This is a genomic window from Rathayibacter caricis DSM 15933, assembly GCF_003044275.1.
GTDB lineage: Bacteria > Actinomycetota > Actinomycetes > Actinomycetales > Microbacteriaceae > Rathayibacter > Rathayibacter caricis.
The window spans coordinates 913,313-930,277 of sequence record NZ_PZPL01000001.1; the positions used below are offsets into that span (position 1 = coordinate 913,313).

Here is a 16,965-nt window from a genome sequence, read left to right on the forward strand (position 1 = left end):
CGGCGGCGGTCGTGCTCCTCCCGACGTCGCGCGTCGTCGACCCGGCGTCCGGAGGAGCGCCTCGCCGCGCCGGTCAGCTCGGCGAGGGGACGACCGGGTGCTCCGGCGGGTCCTGCTCGTCGCCGAGGCGCGCGTCGGCGCCCTCGTCCAGGGCCTCGTCGAGCGCCTCCGGGTCGTCGACCTGCGCCGGGTCCTCCGGGGGCGCCGGGATCGAGTCGGGGTCGGGGCGGCTGGTGTCGGTGACGTCCTCGGGGGCGTCGAAGCCGAAGCTGCTCATGGTTCCTCCTCCGCGGCCCGCACCGGAGGCGGTGCCGCTGTCGGCAGCCTAGGTCGGGCGCGCGAGCCGGTCAGGGCCTTGACGGACGGCGGTCGCCTCACCGGCCGTCCATCGAGCCGCGGATCAGTGCACGTACTCCAGCAGGTCGACGCCGAGGGTGCGCATGCCCTCGAGGACCGCGAGGCGGTAGTGGAGCGACGTGTCGTCGAACTGCGTCGTCACCGCGTAGGCGGCGGAGGCGCGCGGCCCGCGCAGCACGCCCGTCTCGGCGCGCACGCCGTCGTCGGTGCCGGTGGTGTTGACGAGCAGCACGCCGTGGTCGGGGCGGCGGTGCGCGAGCGGGTCGAGGCCGAACGCCGAGGAGACCATCGACAGGTCGGGGTTCAGCGAGAGCCAGCCGATGACGCGCGAGCTGACCGTCGAGTCGACGATCTCGCCGTTCGCGAGGGTGGCGAGGAGCCAGGTCAGCTCTCGGGCCGAGCCGATCGAGAGCTGCGGAGCGTCGTCGGGGCCGCGCTCGTCGCGCACGACGTCGAGGAGTGCGGTGCGCGAGAGGCCCAGACCCTCGGCGCGCTCGCGCACGGCGTCGAGGCCGACCCGGCGGAGGAGCACGTTCGTCGCGAGGGTGTCGCTCGTCGCTCCGACCAGGGCCGCGAGATCGGCGATCGGGAGGGACGGGACCTGCAGGTGCTGCCAGACGCCGGAACCGGCGACCGCGTCAGCGGCGGTGCGGTCGAGGAGGCGGAGGTTCTCCTGCGGATCGCTCGCCAGACGGGCCGCGACCTCGACGAGCAGCAGGATCGTGCCGATGCCGGCCGTCGGCATCGAGACGGAGTCGTCGACGGCGAACAGCGTGCGCCCGGTCGCGAGGTCGACGGCGCAGGCCGAGACGACCACTCCGTCGAGCGCGAGCCGGCCGAGCGCGTCGAAGCCGCGCTGGAAGTTGTCGCGATCCTCGGAGCCCTTGTGCCGGCCGCGGCGGGCTCGTCGGGTGTCGCGGCGGGTGTCGTGGGGGATCACCACGGATCGGGCCCCTCTCCGGGGTCGAGTGAGCGGGTCGTGCGGAGGGGCGGACCACGGGTCCGTCGCCGCGCCGGGAGGGCGCGCGATGCACGGACGGACCCGGCGGCATCGGTCGGCTCTCGATGCCCGGGGTGTCGTCCGCGGGAGGGGTCGGCGGCCGCTCGGCGACCACCGGATCCTGACTACCAGATGGTGACGCGCTCGCTCGGGGAGAGCCACAGGGCGTCGCCTTCGGTGACGTCAAAAGTAGCGTAGAACTCGTCGATGTTGCGGACGATCTGGTTGCAGCGGAACTCGGCCGGGGCGTGCGGATCGATGGCGAGGAGCCGGATCGTCTCCTCGTCGCGCGACTTCTGCTGCCAGGCCTGCGCCCACGACAGGAAGAAGCGCTCGGCACCGGTCAGACCGTCGATCACGGGCGGCTCCTGACCCTCGAGCGAGAGCACGTACGCCTTCCACGCGATGCTCAGGCCGCCCAGGTCGCCGATGTTCTCGCCGATGGTCAGGGCGCCGTTCACGTGGTGCCCGGGGGTCGTCGCGGGCGCGAGGGCGTCGTACTGCGCGATCAGCGCCTTCGTCCGCTCCTCGAACGCCGCGCGGTCCTCGGCGGTCCACCAGTCGGTCAGGCGGCCGTCGCCGTCGAAGCGCGAGCCCTGGTCGTCGAAGCCGTGGCCGATCTCGTGGCCGATGACCGCGCCGATCGCGCCGTAGTTGGCCGCCGGGTCGCGGGTCTCGTCGAAGAAGGGGAACTGGAGGATCGCCGCCGGGAACACGATCTCGTTGAAGCCGGGGTTGTAGTACGCGTTGATGGTCTGCGGAGTCATGAACCACTCGTCGCGGTCCAGCGGCTTCCCGATCTTGCCGAGCTCGCGGTCGAACTCGAACGCGGCCACGCGGCGGGCGTTGCCCACGAGGTCGGCCGGGTCGATCGTGAGAGCGGAGTAGTCGCGCCAGCGGACCGGGTAGCCGATCTTCGGAGTGAACTTGGCGAGCTTCTCGAGCGCGCGCTCGCGGGTCTCGGCGCCCATCCAGTCGAGGTCGACGATGGAGCGGCGGTACGCCTCGATGAGGTTCGCGACCAGCACGTCCATCTCGGTCTTGGCGCTCTCGGGGAAGTGGCGCGCGACGTAGGTGCGGCCGACGGCCTCGCCGAGCGAGCCCTCGACGAGCGAGACGGCGCGCTTCCAGCGCTCCCGCTTCTGCGGGGTGCCGGTGAGCGTGCGGCCGTAGAAGTCGAAGTTGGCGTCGACGAAGTCGCTCGAGAGGTACGCGGCGGCGCCCCGGACGACCTGCCACGACAGCCAGTCGCGCCACGCGGGCAGGTTGTCGTCGCTCAGGAGACCGGCGAGGCCCTGGAGGAAGCTCGGCTGGCGGACGACGACCTCGGCGAGCGCCCCCTCCGGAGCGCCCATCGCGGTCAGCCAGACGCCGAGGTCGATGCCCGCGGCGAGCTCCTCGACCTCGGACCAGGAGCGGAGGTTGTAGGTCGCCTGGCTGTCGCGGCTGCGCACCTTGTCCCAGTGCGCGGCGGCGATCTCGGTCTCGAGGGCGACGATGCGCTCGGCGCGCTGCTCGGCCGCGCCGATGCCGGCCAGCTCGAGCATGCGCGCGACGAACGGCGTGTACTTCTCGCGGACGGAGGTGAACTCCTCCTCGCGGTAGTAGCTCTCGTCCGGCAGCCCGAGGCCGCCCTGGTTCACGAAGACGAGGTAGCGCTCGGGGTCGCCCGGGTCGTTGTCGACGAACAGGCCGAAGAGCCCCGGGACGCCGGTGCGCTCGAAGTCGCCGATCGCGGCGAGCAGGCCCGCGATCGAGTCGACGCGCTGCACGGCGGCGAGGTCGTCGGCGATCGGGGTGGCGCCGAGCTCCTCGGCGCGGGCCTCATCCATGAAGGAGGCGTAGAGGTCGCCGAACATGCGCTCCTCGGAGCCCTGCTCGGCGGTCGCCGCCTCGACGATGATGTCGCGCACCGCCTTCTCGGCCTCCTCCTGCAGCGCGTGGAAGGAGCCGTAGCGCGCCTTGTCGCTCGGGATCTCGGTGCGGTCGATCCAGAGGCCGTTGACGTGCCGGTAGAGGTCGTCCTGCGGGCGCGTCGCGGGGTCGAGTTCGGGGAGGTCGATACCGGAGCGAGGCGTCGTCGAGGTCATGCCGACCACCCTACGACGGGCCGCCGACACCCGCCCGTGCGCGGGCGATCCGGGCATGTCCGCGCCGGTCCGGATGCATCTCCGGCTCGCAGGAACGCGTTCGGCCCGCGGGGAACGGGAGTTCCTGCGAGCCGAACGGGATGACGCGAGCCGAGGGTCAGACCTGCGACTCGACGTAGGCGCGGATCGGAGTGGTCGGGTGGCCGATCAGGCGCGCGAGCGATCCGTCGGTCGCGCCGAGCAGGCCCTCGGCGATGTTCGCGTCGAGTCCGACGAGGAAGCCGACGGCGCCCTCGGGCAGACCGGCCCCGGTGAGGATCCGGGCGTGCTCGGCGGAGTCGACGTGGGTGATCGAGGCGTCGCGGCCCGCGACCTCGCCGACGATCGCGGCGAGCTCGTCGAAGCTCCACGCGACGTCGCCGGACAGCTCGTGCACGGTGCCGACGAGCGACGCGTCGACGAGGGCGACGGCCGCCGCCTCGGCGTAGTCGGAGCGGGCGGCGCTGGAGACGCGGCCCTCCCCCGCGCTGGAGAGCGTGGTGCCGGTGGAGGCGAGCTCGGCGACGGTCTGCGCGTAGTTCTCGTTGTACCAGCCGTTGCGGAGGATCACGGCGGGGACGCCGGACGCGGCGATCGCCTCCTCCGTCGCCTTGTGCTCGGGAGCGAGGATCAGGGTGCTCGTCGTGGCCTTCGGGGCGCTGGTGTAGACCAGGCGCGCGCCGGCGCGGACCGCGGCGTCGATCGCAGCGGTGTGCTGGGCGACGCGCTTGCCGACCTCGGAGCCCGAGACGAGCAGGACGGCCTCGGCGCCGGCGAAGGCGGTGTCGAGCGAGGCGGGGTCCTCGAAGTCGGCGACGGCGGTGCGCACGCCGAGGTCGGCGGCGAGCGCCTCGAGCTTCGCGGCGTCGCGGCCGGTGGCGACGATGTCGGAGGCGGCGGTGCCGCGGGCGAGCAGGTGCTCGACAGCGAGGCGGCCGAGGTGGCCGGTGGCTCCGGTGACGACGAGGGTCATGAGGTGGTCCTTCCGTTGGCGGTGCGGCGAGGTTTCCGCCGACCCACCCTGCAACCGCGGATCCGTCCGAGTACTTCCCGGAATGCAGTACGCACTATTTCGTTAGTACTGGGGAGACCCTTCCAGGAGGAACCGTGATCGCCACCGCCAGCACCCCGTTCGCCGCCGACGTCTACTCGGCCGACTGCGGGAGTCGCGAGATCTTCGGCCACGTGACGAGCAAGTGGGGCGTGCTCGTGCTCGCAGCACTCGCTCCCGGCACGCAGCGCTGGGCCGAGCTGCGCCGTCGCATCGGCGGCATCAGCGAGAAGATGCTCGCCCAGACGCTCCGCACCCTCGAGGAGGACGGGTTCGTGCACCGCGAGGCGCACCCGGTGATCCCACCGAGGGTCGACTACAGCCTGACCCCGCTGGGCGCGGAGCTCGCCGAGCGCCTCCTCCCGGTCGTCGACTGGATCGAGGAGCACGCCGTGCCGCTGATCGAGGCCCGCGACGCGCGGAAGGGCTAGTGGCGCGACGTCGCCGTTGCACAGGCGGCTCGGAGTAGCGTGGATGCGTAACCACCCGGATGTCTCGACTACCGGGCGCGGCCCCCGCTTCGGCGGGGGCCTGCTTCGTTGGTAGTCAGCTCCACCGGAGCGGTCTTCTGATCCGCCGGCCTTCCGAGTCGACGACGAGCAGGGGGAGTTGAGAGGCGGCAAGGGTGCCGCGACGGATCTGCCGGACTCCGTTCAGTCCGATCCCCTCGAAGGCCTTGTTGTATCGCGGTCCCACCACCGAGACCAGGGCGACGGAGTACCCGCGCTCGCTCAGCATCCTCGACGGCGGCACGAGATCGGAGTCGTTCGTGACGATCGCGAACGAGTCGGCCCTCTGCTCGAACGCGTCGACGAGCAGGTGCGACGCGAGCGCGACATCCGTCCCCTTCTCCTCAGGCCTCTTCACGCGGACGGTCACCACCCGCCCGCTCTGATCGAGCCGCTCCGGCGACTCCGGGAGGTATTGCTTGGTGAAGGTGAAGATCCCCTCGATGATCTCGACCTCGGTCGTCCGCAGCGCCCGCCAGTAGACCTGCTGCCGCTGCCCTATTCCCGGGTCGTTCGTGAGCGGCTTGAGCGGGGCCGTGAAGTACTTCACTCCGACGACCTCTCGATGAGGGAACAGGCGCTTCGCCAGGGCCGCCAGGTCGAGCCACTTGTACTGCGGGTAGCGCTGCTGCAGGAGCGCTTTGTAGAGCGCGAATCCGTCGAAGTAGACGATGACGGTTCGGCGGGCGCGCACCGCGGAAGGCTACTCGGGCTGAGCCCGTCGGCTCGGATCTGCGCAGAACGTCGTTCGCGACAGAGCGGAGGGGAGGAAGACGGGGTCTCCAGACCCACCTGCGGGGGGCTCGACCAGCAGCTGGGAGGGCGGCTCGCTCGAGTGAGGTGAGCCTCTCCTACGTCGATCGACGTTCACCTCGCGTTCAGAGGCGATCCGCCGCCGGGTGACCGGCCCGCCCGCTGCCGCTGGTTCCCTCGAGGTCTGCCCACGCCTGCGAATCGAAGGACGAGACGACGATGACCGACACCTCCCGCCGACTGCTGCTACCCATGGCCGGGCACACCCGGGGGAAGCGCAGCCCCGTCACCTGTGCGCTGAAGTGCGCCAACGCCTGCTCCGCCGCGACCTGCAACACGTCGCACAACAGCTACTTCCGCGACATCGTCGGAGCGCAGATCACGCGCCGCGGCGCGCTGGGCCTGGGCCTGGCGGGAGCGGTCACCATCGCCGTCGCGTCCCCGGGCGCCCCGACCGCCGAGGCCGCCACCGCCGTGGCCGCCGGCGACGCGTCCCCGCTCGTCTTCACTCCGATCGCCCCCGTGCCGGCGACGGTGGACGAGTTCACGGTGCCCGAGGGCTTCGCCTGGCAGCCGATCATCCGCTGGGGCGACCCGCTCTTCGCCGACAGCGCCGAGTTCGACCTCGCCGACCAGACCGGCGCGGCGCAGTCCGGCCAGTTCGGCTACAACAACGACTACACCGACATCGTCGAGATCCCCGGCTCGAAGCGCCTGCGCGCCCTGCTCGTCGTCAACCACGAGTACACCAACGAGACCATCATGTTCCCGGCCGCCCAGCTCGAGTCCGAGCAGGAGCGCGTGCGCGAGGTCGGACGCGCCGCCCACGGCCTCAGCGTCGTCGAGCTCGTCCGCACGGCCGTCGACCGTCCGTGGGCGTACGTCCGCGGCGGCGAGCACAACCGCCGCTACCTGATCGACACCCCCTACGAGGTGACCGGCGCGGCCGCCGGATCGTCGCTCCTGACGACCGTCGCCGACCCCACCGGGCGCACGGTGCTCGGCACGCTCGGCAACTGCTCCGGCGGCACCACGCCGTGGGGCACGATCCTCTCGGGCGAGGAGAACTTCAACGGCTACTTCCGCGCGACCGGCACGAGCGCCGAGGAGCAGCGGTACGGGCTGACCGACGAGGAGACCTCGCGCCTCTGGGAGCTCGACGACCCTCGCTTCGACGCCCGCACCCCCGGCTACGAGAACGAGCCGAACCGCTTCGGCTGGATCGTCGAGTTCGACCCCTTCGACCCGGAGTCGACACCGAAGAAGCACACCGCGCTCGGGCGCCTGAAGCACGAGGGCGCGAACGTCATCATCGCTCCGGACGGCCGCGTGGTCGCCTACCAGGGCGACGACGAGCGCTTCGACTACCTCTACAAGTTCGTCTCGACGAAGCGCTACATCGAGGGCGACCGCGCGCACAACAAGACGCTGCTCGAGGAGGGCGACCTGTACGTCGCCCGCTTCACCGGAGACTCCCCCGTCGCCGAGATCACCGGCACCGGCGCGGTCCCCTCGGACGGCGGCTTCGACGGCATCGGCGAGTGGCTCCCGCTCGTGCTCGACGGCGCCTCGAAGATCCCCGGCATGAGCGTCGAGCAGGTCCTGGTGCACACCCGCCAGGCGGCCGACGCGGCCGGCGCGACCAAGATGGACCGCTGCGAGGACGTGCAGCCGAGCCTGGTCAGCGGCCGGATCTACGTGGCCTGCACCAACAACTCCGAGCGCGGCAAGGAGGGCACGGAGGGCGCGACCGAGATCAACCCGCGCACCGAGAACCGCGACGGCCACATCGTCGAGATCATCGAGGACGGCGGCGACCAGACCGGCCGCACCTTCACCTGGAACCTGCTGATGCTCTGCGGCGACGCGGCGCAGGGCGACGTCGTCTACTTCTCCGGCTTCCCGGCCGAGCAGGTCTCGCCGATCTCGTGCCCCGACAACCTGGCGTTCGACTCCGTCGGGAACCTCTGGATCTCGACCGACGGCGCGCCCAGCGGCATCGGCTACAACGACGGCCTGTTCAAGGTGTCGCTGGAGGGCGCGGACCGCGGCAAGGTCGAGCAGTTCCTGTCGGTGCCGGTCGACGCCGAGACCTGCGGCCCGATCGTGCACGACCAGGACCAGCACGTCTTCGTCGCCGTGCAGCACCCGGGCGAGGACGGCACCTTCGAGGCGCCGACCTCGTACTTCCCGGACTTCGCGGCGAGCGGAGCGGTCCCCGCCGGGGCGTTCGCCGCGCCGCGTCCGGCGATCGTGCAGATCCTGCCCGCCTCGCAGGTCGTGACGCCGACGCCGACTCCGACGGCCGGGCCGACCACGGCGCCGACCTCGACGCCGACGGCCGCTCCCACGACGGCTCCGACCACGGGCCCGACCACGGCGCCCACCGCGGGACCCACGGCGGCGCCCACGGCCGGACCCGTGCCGACCGGCACCGCCGCTCCGCTGCCCGGCGGCGGCTCCGGCGGAGGCCTCGCCTCGACCGGTGTCGAGTCGGTCGGCCTGATCGGCGGCGCGACGGCGCTGCTCGCGGCCGGAGCCGCGGCGCTGGGCCTGAGCGCCCGTCGCAGGTCCCGGTCCGAGGGCGACTCGGAGGCCTGATCCCCGGGAGGGGGCGGGGGCGCTGCTCCCCCGCCCCTCCTCCCCTCTTCGCTAGGATGACCCGATGCCGACCCTCAGGAGCCGCGAGTCGGCGATCATCGCCGCCGTGCAGCGGTCCCCGCTCATCCGCCCCCTGCTGCCGATCGCGCGGGGGCTCAGCTTCTTCGGGGAGCACGCCGCGGGCTGGCTGCTGCTCGGGGTGCTCGCCGCGTTCCTCGATCCGTCGCGGTTCTGGGCCTGGGCGCTCTGCGACGTCGCGATCGTCGTCGCGCACGCGCTCTCGATCGGCGTGAAGCGCGTCGTGCGGCGTCCGCGCCCGCTCGGCGAGGGCGTGGAGGTGCGCGGCAAGGCGCCCAGCAAGCTGAGCTTTCCGAGCTCGCACGCCACCTCGACCACCGCGGCCATGATCGTGTTCGCCGTGATGCTGCCGGCGCTCTGGCCGCTCGCGGTCCTCGTCGTGGTCGCGATGATGCTCTCGCGCCTCGCGCTCGGCATGCACTTCCCGACCGATGTGCTCGCCGGGGCGGCCCTCGGCGCCCTCACGGCGCTGGCCGTCCTGCCGCTGCTGCCGCTCGTCTCGTAGGGCGCGCAGAACATCGGCTGAGCGTGGGGGCTGTCGCCTGACAGCGGCCAGTCCCCCTTCTCAGCCGACGTTCTGCGGCCGGGCAGCCGCTCAGGCGCCCGGCACCGGCGGACCCGTGCGCCAGCGCAGCAGCGCGGCCGCGTCCGCCTCGTGCGGCAGGGCGACGACGTCCTCGCCGTCCGGAGCAGTGCGGGAGTCGGTGCAGAGCACGCGGGCGTCGGTCAGCAGCGCCGCCCGCACGAGCGCGAGAGCCGCGTCGACCGGGCCGATGACCTCGGCGCCGAGCGCCTCCTCCGGAGCCGCGGCGACCCACGGCTCGCCCGCGAGCGCCAGCAGCTCGCGCTCGCGGAGCCGCTGCGGATCGATGACCAGCGTGTCGACCTGGGCCGCCGAGAGCGCCTGCACGATCGCTCCGAGCGAGAACTCGACCGTGTTGTCGTGCCGCCCGTCGTGCGTGCGGAGCGCGTCGAGCACGTCCTCCTTCTCGCGGCGCAGCAGCCGGTCGACCTGCTCCTGCACGAACTCGTCGAGGGCGCCGTCGTCGCTGCCGTCGGCGCGGGTGTTCGCGGGGAGGACCGCCAGGATCGCCGCGCTCGAGGGCGAGAGCTGCTCGGCCAGCAGCTGGCGCGCGCGGATGTCCCCGGCGACGACGAGCAGCTGCGGCCGGCGGGTGCGCACGATCTCGTCGACGGAGGAGGCCAGCTCGGCCTGCGTCTGCCGCCAGATCTCCTCGGCATGGCTGTGGAAGCGGTCGTGCCGCCATCCGCCGGCCTGCGCCTTGTGCAGGGTGTCGGTCCGTCCCTGGACCGATTCCTCCTCCTCCGGACGCTCGGCGCCCAGGCGGTGCAGGCGCACCTCGCCGCCGTCGCGGGAGGTCTCGACGACGAGGTAGCGGACGTCGGGGCGGTGCTGGAGCAGCGGGACGACATCGGGGAGCGTGCCGTAGGAGGTGTGCTCGGGCGCGACCGGGCGGCCCGGCAGCACCTCCGACAGCACGATCGAGCCGTCGACGGCGACGGCGAAGAGGCAGGAGCGGCCGTGCGGCCGTCCCGCCCCGGTGAGCAGCGCGGTCAGCGCGTCGATGTCGCCCTGGGGCGCCCCCTGCCTCCGCAGCTCATCGGCGACGGCGGTGCCGCGCTCGAAGGCGATGTCGGGCGGATCGCCCGAGTCGAGCGAGACGTCGAGGTAGATCTGCGAGACCGGTCGGAGGTCGCGGTAGACGTCGGCGAGGGTCCGCAGCGCGTGAATGGTCGGCATCCGTGTCGTCCTTTCCCATCGGGTCCGGACAGTCTCGGTCGGGGTGCACGGCGGACTCCACGGGGTTGACTGCGGGGCGGGCGAGGCGGAGGGCGCCGCGATACCGAGTGCGCAGGATCCGGAGCGGGTGCGCACGATCTGCAGGGGAATGTGCGATCTGCAGGGGAAGTTCCCGCGATCCGACGGTCGCGCGTGGCGGGAAGCGCCTTCCGCCTGCAATCGCCTGCAGATCGTACGGACCCCCGGCGGGCACCAGGCCCGGATACGGTGGAGCGGCCACCCCTCCTGAAAGGCGACCATGCAGCACCTCACCGATCGCATCCTCTTCGGCGCGGCCTACTACCACGAGTACCAGCCGACCTCGCGGCTGGGCAGTCGCGACCTGGCGGAGGACCTGCGGCTGATGAAGGCCGCCGGGTTCACCGTGATCCGCGTCGGCGAGTCGGTCTGGTCGACCTGGGAGCCCGAGAACGGGGTCTTCGACCTGGACTGGCTGCAGCCGGTGCTCGACGGGGCGCACGAGCACGGCATCTCGGTCGTGCTCGGCACTCCTACCTATGCGGTGCCGATGTGGCTGGCGCGGCAGTATCCCGAGATCAACGCGGACCGCGCGACCGGGCAGCCCGTCGGCTGGGGAGCGCGCCAGGAGATCGACTACAGCCACCCCGCGTTCCTCTTCCACGCCGAGCGTGTGATCCGCCGCATCGTCGAGCGCTACGCCGCGCACCCCGCGGTCATCGGATTCCAGGTCGACAACGAGCCGGGCAACGAGATCCTCCACAACCGCCAGGTCTTCGAGCGCTTCGTCGACCGTCTGCGCGCGACGTACGGCACGGTCGAGGCGCTGAACGACGAGTGGGGACTCACCTACTGGTCGCACCGGCTCTCGACCTGGGCCGACCTGTGGACTCCGGACGGCAACGCGCAGCCGCAGTACGACCTCGCCTGGCGCCGCTTCCAGGCCTCGATCACCACCGACTTCATCGGCTGGCAGGCCGACCTGGTCCGCGGCATCACCGAGCGGATCGGCCGCGACGACCAGTTCGTCACCACCTGCATCTCGTACGAGCGCGCGACCGTGCAGGACGAGGAGCTGGTGCGCCGGCTCGACGTGACCGCCGGCAACCCGTACTACCGGATGCAGGACGGTCTCGAGCTGCCGGACGCGCGGCCGTTCGACCAGCACTGGACCACCTCCGGCACCTGGGCGCTCTACGCGACCGCCGACCGGATGTACGGCTCGAAGCAGGCGCCGTTCCTCGTCACCGAGACGGATGCGCAGGCGATCGGCATGTCGTGGTCGAACGAGCCCGCGTTCGACGGCCAGTGGCGCCAGGCCGCCTGGGCGCTGGTCTCGCGCGGCGCCACGATGATCGAGTACTGGCACTGGCACACGCTCCACCACGGGGTCGAGACCTACTGGGGCGGGGTGCTGCCGCACTCGCAGGAGCCGGGCCGCACCTACGAGCAGATCGCCGCGCTCGGAGCCGACTTCGCCGCCGCGGGCGACCGGGTGACGGAGCTGGTGCCCGACTCGGACGTGGCGATCCTGTTCTCGAACGAGAGCAAGTGGGCGCTGGAGGAGCACCCCGCGTTCAGCGACTCCGCTCGCGGCGGCGACGCGGCCCGTGGTGTGCCCCAGCCGGACCGCCGCAGCTTCCAGACGGCGCGCGACGCGTTCGCGCGGGGGGCGTTCGACGCGGGCCTGCAGGCCTCGACCGTGCACCCCTCGCAGCTGACCGCCGTGCCGGCCGCGGAGTACGCGGCCGCGCATCCGGTGCTCGTCGCGGCGGCGTTCACGATCGCCGACGACTCGGAGCTGCAGTGGCTGGAGGCGTACGCGGCGGCGGGCGGGCACCTGTTCGTCGGTGTGCGCACCGGCTACGAGGACGAGGAGGGACGCGCGCGCCTGCAGCGCAAGCCCGCGTTCCTCGCGGAGGCGGCCGGTGTGCACTACGACGAGTTCGCGAATCTCGCGGTGCCGGTGCCCGTCGACGCGGAGTCGGGCTTCGCCCTGCCCGAGGGTGCCCGCGCGACGGTCTGGGCCGACGGGGTGCAGGTCGACGACGCGACGGTGCTCGTGCGCTACCGGCACCCGCACTACGGGCGCTTCGCGGCGGTCACGACCCGCGCGCACGGAGCCGGTCGGGTGACCTACGTGGGCACGGTGCCGGACCTCGAGCTGGCCCGGGCGCTGATGGAGTGGGCGGTGTCGGAGTCGTCCGCCGTCTCGACTCCGTGGCGTGCGGCCTCGCCGTCGCAGACGGTCACGAGCGCCACCAACCGCCACGGGGAGCGCGTGCGGTTCGTGCACAACTGGTCGTGGGAGCCCTCCACCTTCGCGCTGCCGGAGGCGGTCGAGGACGTGCTCTCGGGCGAGGCGTCGGCGGCGGGCGACGTGCTGGAGCTCGGACCGTGGGACGTGCGGGTGCTCGTCTCGCGCGACTGACGGCTCCGGCGAGGACGGATGACCGACCACCCTGCTGGTCGAGTAGCCCCGCAGGGGCGTATCGAGACCCGCCGGACCGAGCGGATCCGTTCGATGACCAGGCGTCCGGCACGGGTGGATCTCGATACGCCCGCGAGCGGGCTACTCGATCAGCAAGAGGGCGGGTGGATCTCGATACGCCCGCGAGCGGGCTACTCGATCAGCAGAGAGGGCAGGTGGGTCTACTTGGACGAGACCGCCGCCCCCTTGCTGGTCGAGTAGCCCCGAAGGGGCGTATCGAGACCCACGTCTCCCAGAAGATCCGTCTTCTCCCCGCGCCCTGCGCTGGCGCCGAAGGCCCCCCTCCGCTCGATCCGCTCGCGAACGGGCTACTCGATCAGCAGGGACGAACGGCGCCTCAGAGCAGGCGGCGCGCGGAGGCCCAGGCGGTGAGCTCGTAGCGCGACGAGAGCTGGAGCTTGCGGAGCACGGCCGAGACGTGGGACTCGACGGTCTTGACCGAGATGAAGAGCTCGGCCGCCGCCTCCTTGTAGGCGTAGCCGCGGGCGATCAGGCGCATCACCTCGCGCTCGCGGGCCGAGAGCCGGTCGAGCTCGTCGACCGACTCGGCCTGCTCGCCGGCGAGGGCGCCGAACGCGTCGAGGACGAAGCCGGCGAGGCGCGGCGAGAACACGGCGTCGCCGCCCGCCACCGCCTCGACCGCGCGGCTCACCTCGGCTCCGGAGCTCGTCTTGGTGATGTAGCCGCGGGCCCCGGCGCGGATCACGCCGACGACGTCCTCCGCGGCGTCCGAGACGCTGAGCGCCAGGAACCGCACCGACTCGAGGAGCCCCGCGCTCCGCCGCAGCACCTCGGCGCCGCCTCCGCCCGCCCCGCCCGGCAGGTGCACGTCGAGCAGCACCACCTCGGGGCGCGTCTCGGCGACGAGGCGCACGGCGGAGTCGACGTCGGCGGCCTCGCCCACCACCTCGAGCGTCGGGACGAGATCGGCCCGCAGACCCGACCGGAAGATGGAGTGGTCGTCGACCAGCACGACGCGCGTCACGGCCTGCTCCCCAGGTGGAGGTGGACCTCGGTGCCCGAGCCGCCCGCTCCGGGCCGCACGACGGCGCTGCCGCCCGCGCGGCTCATCCGGCCGATGATCGACTCGCGGATGCCCAGCCGATCGCCGGGCAGCGCCCCGAGATCGACGCCCGGACCGCGATCGCGGACGAAGACGTCGACGCCGTCGGGCGCCGACTCGAGGTAGACCGAGATCTCGCCGCCCGCATGGCGCGCCGCGTTGAGCATCGCCTCGCGGGTCGCGGCGAGCAGCGGAGCGGCGCCCGGCACCGAGACGCCGACGGCGACGACCTCGAGGGTCGCCGGGTAGTCGAGCTCGATGGCGCCGGCGATGGCGCGGATCTCTGCCGCCAGGTCGTTGGCGACCGGCACGTCGCGCTCGAACAGCCAGTCGCGCAGCTCGCGCTCCTGGGCCCGGGCGATGCGGGCGACCTCGCTCGAGGCGCCGGCGCGGTTCTGGATGAGGGCGAGCGTCTGCAGGACGGAGTCGTGAAGATGCGCGGCGATCTCGGCGCGCTGCTCCTCGCGCACGCGCGCCGCCCGCTCGCCCATCAGCTCCGTCCACAGGCGCACGATCCGCGGAGCGGCCAGCACCCCCGCCACGACGATCAGCACGCCGACCGCGAGGACCGCGTTGAGGGCGCTCGGCCTGTTCGCCAGCACCGCCGCACCGGCCAGCAGCAGGGCGGCGCACGAGGCGAGCCGCACGCGGATCTGCGCGCGCAGGGCCGCCGAGGGGTCGTCGCGACCGGGCCCGAGCGCCCACGCCACCGCGCCTCCGGCCAGCGCCGCGACCGCGACGAGCGCCCGCGTCACGGCGACGTCGTCGTACGCCCCGAGGGCGACGAGCACGGCGCAGGACGCCACCAGGGCGGCCACCGCCAGCAGGCCGGCGACCGGCACGGAGCGCCGGACGGCTCGATCGTCGTCGCCGGAGGGCTCGGCGAGCGGCACGAGCGCCCACAGCCACAGATAGAGGAGCACCCCGCCCCCGCCCAGCAGGGATCCGACGACCACGAAGAAGCGGGTGGAGGCGAGCGTCCAGCCGAGGTGATCGGCGAGCGCGGCGCAGACGCCGCCGAGGACGACCCGCCGGGGGCGTCGCAGCGGCGGCCGGACCGCGGTGCTCGAGATGCTCACACGAGCATCCAAACAGGTCGTCGGGGACCCGGGGGAGGAAACGAGGGTCGAGTCAGGGGATCCCCCGATGGTCGGCGCCTGTGGAGGAGCGGGACACTCTCACCATGACAGCACAGAGCACTCCCCCGCCGAGCGGCGGAGCGGACGGGCCCGGGGCGCCGGGAACGGCCGAGAGCGGAGCCGAGCAGCCCGCACCCGATAAGCAGGGCCCGGACACCGCTCCCCCCTCCGACAACCGCTTCTTCCTGTGGCTCCGCGGCCTCGGCATCACCCGTCGCCCCGGCTGGGTGGGCGGCGTCTGCTCCGGCATCGCCGAGCGCGTCGGGATCGACCCTCTGATCGTCCGCGGCATCGTCCTGGTCGTGGCGGTCCTCGGCGGCCCCGCGCTCCTCGTCTACGCGGCCGCCTGGCTCCTGCTCCCCGACGAGGACGGCGCGCTGCCCGTCGAGCAGCTCGTCGCCGGTCGGATCGAGCGGGTGCATGCCGGCATCGGCGCCCTGATCCTCGCCTCGATGCTGCCGCTCGCGCAGGGCTTCTGGTCGCTCGGCGGCGCCTACACCGGCGCGGAGGCCTGGGCCCCCGCCGTCGGCCGCACGATCTGGACCCTCGTGGTCATCGGCCTCCTCCTCGCCCTCACCGTCTGGGTGGCGCGTCAGGCCGTCCGGTCGCCCCGCTCGGAGGCACCGGAGGAGACGCCCGGCGCGACCGAGGCCCGTCCCGACTCCGCCCCCCTCTTCCCGCCCCCGCGTCCCACCGACGTCCGACCCGACTCGCCCGAGGACCTCGCCGAGTGGCGGGCCCGTCAGGAGGCGTGGCGGACCGAGCGCGAGGCGTTCCGCGCCCAGCAGGCCGCCTCGGCCCGCGAGACGGCACGGCAGCGGGCGGAGGAGGCGCGAGCGCGGTCGCGCGCGGCCGCCGCGGTCCGCGAGGAGCGCCGCCGAGTGCGCAGGGCGGGCAACCCGCGGCTGCGGGCGAGCGTCACCCTCGTCGTGCTCGGCGCCGCAGCCGTGACCGGCGCGCTCGCCTCGCTCACCGCCTCCGGCACCACCGCGGTCGTGGTCGGCTTCGCCGCGGCCGCCCTCGTGCTCGCCGCGGCGATCGTGCTGGCCGGCCTGCTGCGCCGCAGGGCCGCCCTCCTGGTCATCGCGTCGGTGCTCGTGCTGCCGACGGCGCTGGTCGCCGCGATGCTGCCGCCGGACCGCGAGCTGCTGCCGATCGGATCGTACGGCGTCTCCAACTACCGGTCCGGCGACTACGCGATGCTCACCGGCCTCCTCGACATCACCGTGGTGGCCGACGCCGGAGAGGACGGCGCCGTCATCGACGTCTGGCAGGGCGCGGGCGAGATCTCGATCTGGCCGATGGAGGGGTCAGCGGTCCGGGTCGAGGCCGTCTCGGACAGCGGGGTGCTGGGCGTCGTCTCGGTGACGGACCAGGTGCGGAGCACCCCTGAGGGCGTCTCGGTCGTCGACGGCCGCACCGTGTGGACGCAGACCTTCGGAGATCCGGACGCCGTGCCGGTCGTCGTCCGGATCGAGCAGGCGGCCGGATCGATCACCGTGCACGACCAGACGACCTCCTCCTCCGCTGAGGACAGCGCGGGCACGGAGTCCACCATCCCTGCCGAGAGCGCACCGACCGACCCCGCCACCATCACCACCCCGCAGACCACGAGTGAGGACGCACCATGAGCAGCACCGAGACCACTCCCCTCCCCGGCGCCCTGACGCCCCGCCACCCGCGGATCCGCCTCGGCGCGATCGTCTGGAGCCTCTTCGCCGCCGCCGTGGCCGTCGGCCTGCTGATCGTCTCGGGCGACCAGGGTCTGCGCGCCGAGCTGGTCGACGCCGCCCTCACCCTGTCCCCCGGCGCGATCGCGGCGGTCGTCGTCGCCGCCCTCGGCGGGCTCGCCCTGCTGATCGGCCTCGAGCGGGTGCTCGACCGGCGCTGAGCCCCGGGCCCGTGCCCGGATCCCGCTCGAGCGGCAACCCCCTGCCCGGGCCCCTGCGCCAGGCGCAGACTCGACCACGGCTCCCGCAGCGCCGCCCGTCCGGGGCGGTGTCCGGGACGACCG

At 73.1% G+C, this 16,965-nt stretch carries 13 protein-coding genes and 1 pseudogene; 6 read left to right on the forward strand and 8 right to left on the reverse strand.

The genetic code is table 11. The features are described from left to right. Positions 1 to 73: 73 nt before the first annotated feature. From C1I63_RS04235 to C1I63_RS04250, 4 genes are all read right to left on the reverse strand, one after another. Entirely contained in the window at positions 74 to 277 is a 204-nt protein-coding gene (locus tag C1I63_RS04235; protein WP_055794084.1) for a hypothetical protein, read from the reverse strand. Between the two features lie 123 nt (positions 278 to 400). Next, positions 401 to 1,300, reverse strand: a complete 900-nt coding sequence (locus tag C1I63_RS04240; RefSeq protein ID WP_107573896.1) for a serine hydrolase — start codon at positions 1,298 to 1,300, stop codon at positions 401 to 403. 182 nt (positions 1,301 to 1,482) lie between these two features. Further along, positions 1,483 to 3,447 (reverse strand): M13 family metallopeptidase, encoded by a 1,965-nt coding sequence (locus C1I63_RS04245; protein WP_107575730.1) that lies wholly within the window; start codon positions 3,445 to 3,447, stop codon positions 1,483 to 1,485. Positions 3,448 to 3,604: 157 nt separating this feature from the next. After that, the gene (locus tag C1I63_RS04250) at positions 3,605 to 4,459 is read right to left on the reverse strand and encodes an NmrA family NAD(P)-binding protein (RefSeq protein WP_107573897.1); all 855 of its coding nucleotides are present in this window, start codon (positions 4,457 to 4,459) and stop codon (positions 3,605 to 3,607) included. 134 nt (positions 4,460 to 4,593) lie between these two features. Here C1I63_RS04250 and C1I63_RS04255 point away from each other — a divergent pair, with 134 nt between their 5' ends. Further along, a complete protein-coding gene (locus C1I63_RS04255; protein WP_107573898.1) occupies positions 4,594 to 4,968 on the forward strand; it encodes a winged helix-turn-helix transcriptional regulator in 375 nt (124 codons plus the stop codon). 115 nt (positions 4,969 to 5,083) lie between these two features. Here the strand turns inward: C1I63_RS04255 and C1I63_RS04260 are convergent, their stop codons facing one another. Next, entirely contained in the window at positions 5,084 to 5,740 is a 657-nt protein-coding gene (locus C1I63_RS04260) for an NYN domain-containing protein (protein ID WP_107573899.1), read from the reverse strand. 278 nt (positions 5,741 to 6,018) lie between these two features. On the opposite strand from C1I63_RS04260, the pseudogene C1I63_RS04265 reads away from it, so the two are divergent. Then, positions 6,019 to 8,067: pseudogene (locus C1I63_RS04265) on the forward strand (PhoX family protein); the annotation flags it as partial. 397 nt (positions 8,068 to 8,464) lie between these two features. After that, positions 8,465 to 8,983: a phosphatase PAP2 family protein gene (locus tag C1I63_RS04270; RefSeq protein WP_107573901.1), complete on the forward strand. Its 519-nt coding sequence runs from the start codon at positions 8,465 to 8,467 to the stop codon at positions 8,981 to 8,983. Between the two features lie 90 nt (positions 8,984 to 9,073). Here C1I63_RS04270 and C1I63_RS04275 read toward each other — a convergent pair whose 3' ends face one another. Continuing rightward, on the reverse strand, positions 9,074 to 10,240 hold the full coding sequence (locus tag C1I63_RS04275) for a baeRF2 domain-containing protein (RefSeq protein WP_107573902.1): 1,167 nt from the start codon (positions 10,238 to 10,240) through the stop codon (positions 9,074 to 9,076). Between the two features lie 298 nt (positions 10,241 to 10,538). Between C1I63_RS04275 and C1I63_RS04280 the strand changes: the two genes are divergently transcribed. After that, the gene (locus C1I63_RS04280; protein WP_107573903.1) at positions 10,539 to 12,689 is read left to right on the forward strand and encodes a beta-galactosidase; all 2,151 of its coding nucleotides are present in this window, start codon (positions 10,539 to 10,541) and stop codon (positions 12,687 to 12,689) included. A gap of 397 nt (positions 12,690 to 13,086) precedes the next feature. On the opposite strand, the gene C1I63_RS04285 is transcribed toward C1I63_RS04280, so the two are convergent. Both C1I63_RS04285 and C1I63_RS04290 read right to left on the reverse strand, forming a co-directional pair. Next, positions 13,087 to 13,734 carry a LuxR C-terminal-related transcriptional regulator gene (locus C1I63_RS04285; protein WP_107573904.1) on the reverse strand — a complete coding sequence of 216 codons (648 nt, stop codon included), beginning with the start codon at positions 13,732 to 13,734 and terminating at the stop codon, positions 13,087 to 13,089. Next, on the reverse strand, positions 13,731 to 14,891 hold the full coding sequence (locus C1I63_RS04290) for a sensor histidine kinase (RefSeq protein WP_244906978.1): 1,161 nt from the start codon (positions 14,889 to 14,891) through the stop codon (positions 13,731 to 13,733). The genes C1I63_RS04285 and C1I63_RS04290 overlap by 4 nt, the downstream gene beginning before the upstream one ends. 104 nt (positions 14,892 to 14,995) lie before the next feature. On the opposite strand from C1I63_RS04290, the gene C1I63_RS04295 reads away from it, so the two are divergent. Both C1I63_RS04295 and C1I63_RS04300 read left to right on the forward strand, forming a co-directional pair. Then, positions 14,996 to 16,582 carry a PspC domain-containing protein gene (locus tag C1I63_RS04295; protein ID WP_146168362.1) on the forward strand — a complete coding sequence of 529 codons (1,587 nt, stop codon included), beginning with the start codon at positions 14,996 to 14,998 and terminating at the stop codon, positions 16,580 to 16,582. Continuing rightward, positions 16,579 to 16,842: a hypothetical protein gene (locus C1I63_RS04300; protein ID WP_107573907.1), complete on the forward strand. Its 264-nt coding sequence runs from the start codon at positions 16,579 to 16,581 to the stop codon at positions 16,840 to 16,842. Before C1I63_RS04295 ends, C1I63_RS04300 begins: the two co-directional genes overlap by 4 nt. Positions 16,843 to 16,965 lie beyond the last annotated feature (123 nt).

Coding starts and splice junctions, on each gene's coding strand:
- C1I63_RS04235 (WP_055794084.1), bottom strand. CDS start 277: ATGAGCAGCTTCGGCTTCGACGCCCCCGAGGACGTCACCGACACCAGC.
- C1I63_RS04245 (WP_107575730.1), bottom strand. CDS start 3,447: ATGACCTCGACGACGCCTCGCTCCGGTATCGACCTCCCCGAACTCGAC.
- C1I63_RS04250 (WP_107573897.1), bottom strand. CDS start 4,459: ATGACCCTCGTCGTCACCGGAGCCACCGGCCACCTCGGCCGCCTCGCT.
- C1I63_RS04270 (WP_107573901.1), top strand. CDS start 8,465: ATGCCGACCCTCAGGAGCCGCGAGTCGGCGATCATCGCCGCCGTGCAG.
- C1I63_RS04275 (WP_107573902.1), bottom strand. CDS start 10,240: ATGCCGACCATTCACGCGCTGCGGACCCTCGCCGACGTCTACCGCGAC.
- C1I63_RS04280 (WP_107573903.1), top strand. CDS start 10,539: ATGCAGCACCTCACCGATCGCATCCTCTTCGGCGCGGCCTACTACCAC.
- C1I63_RS04295 (WP_146168362.1), top strand. CDS start 14,996: ATGACAGCACAGAGCACTCCCCCGCCGAGCGGCGGAGCGGACGGGCCC.
- C1I63_RS04300 (WP_107573907.1), top strand. CDS start 16,579: ATGAGCAGCACCGAGACCACTCCCCTCCCCGGCGCCCTGACGCCCCGC.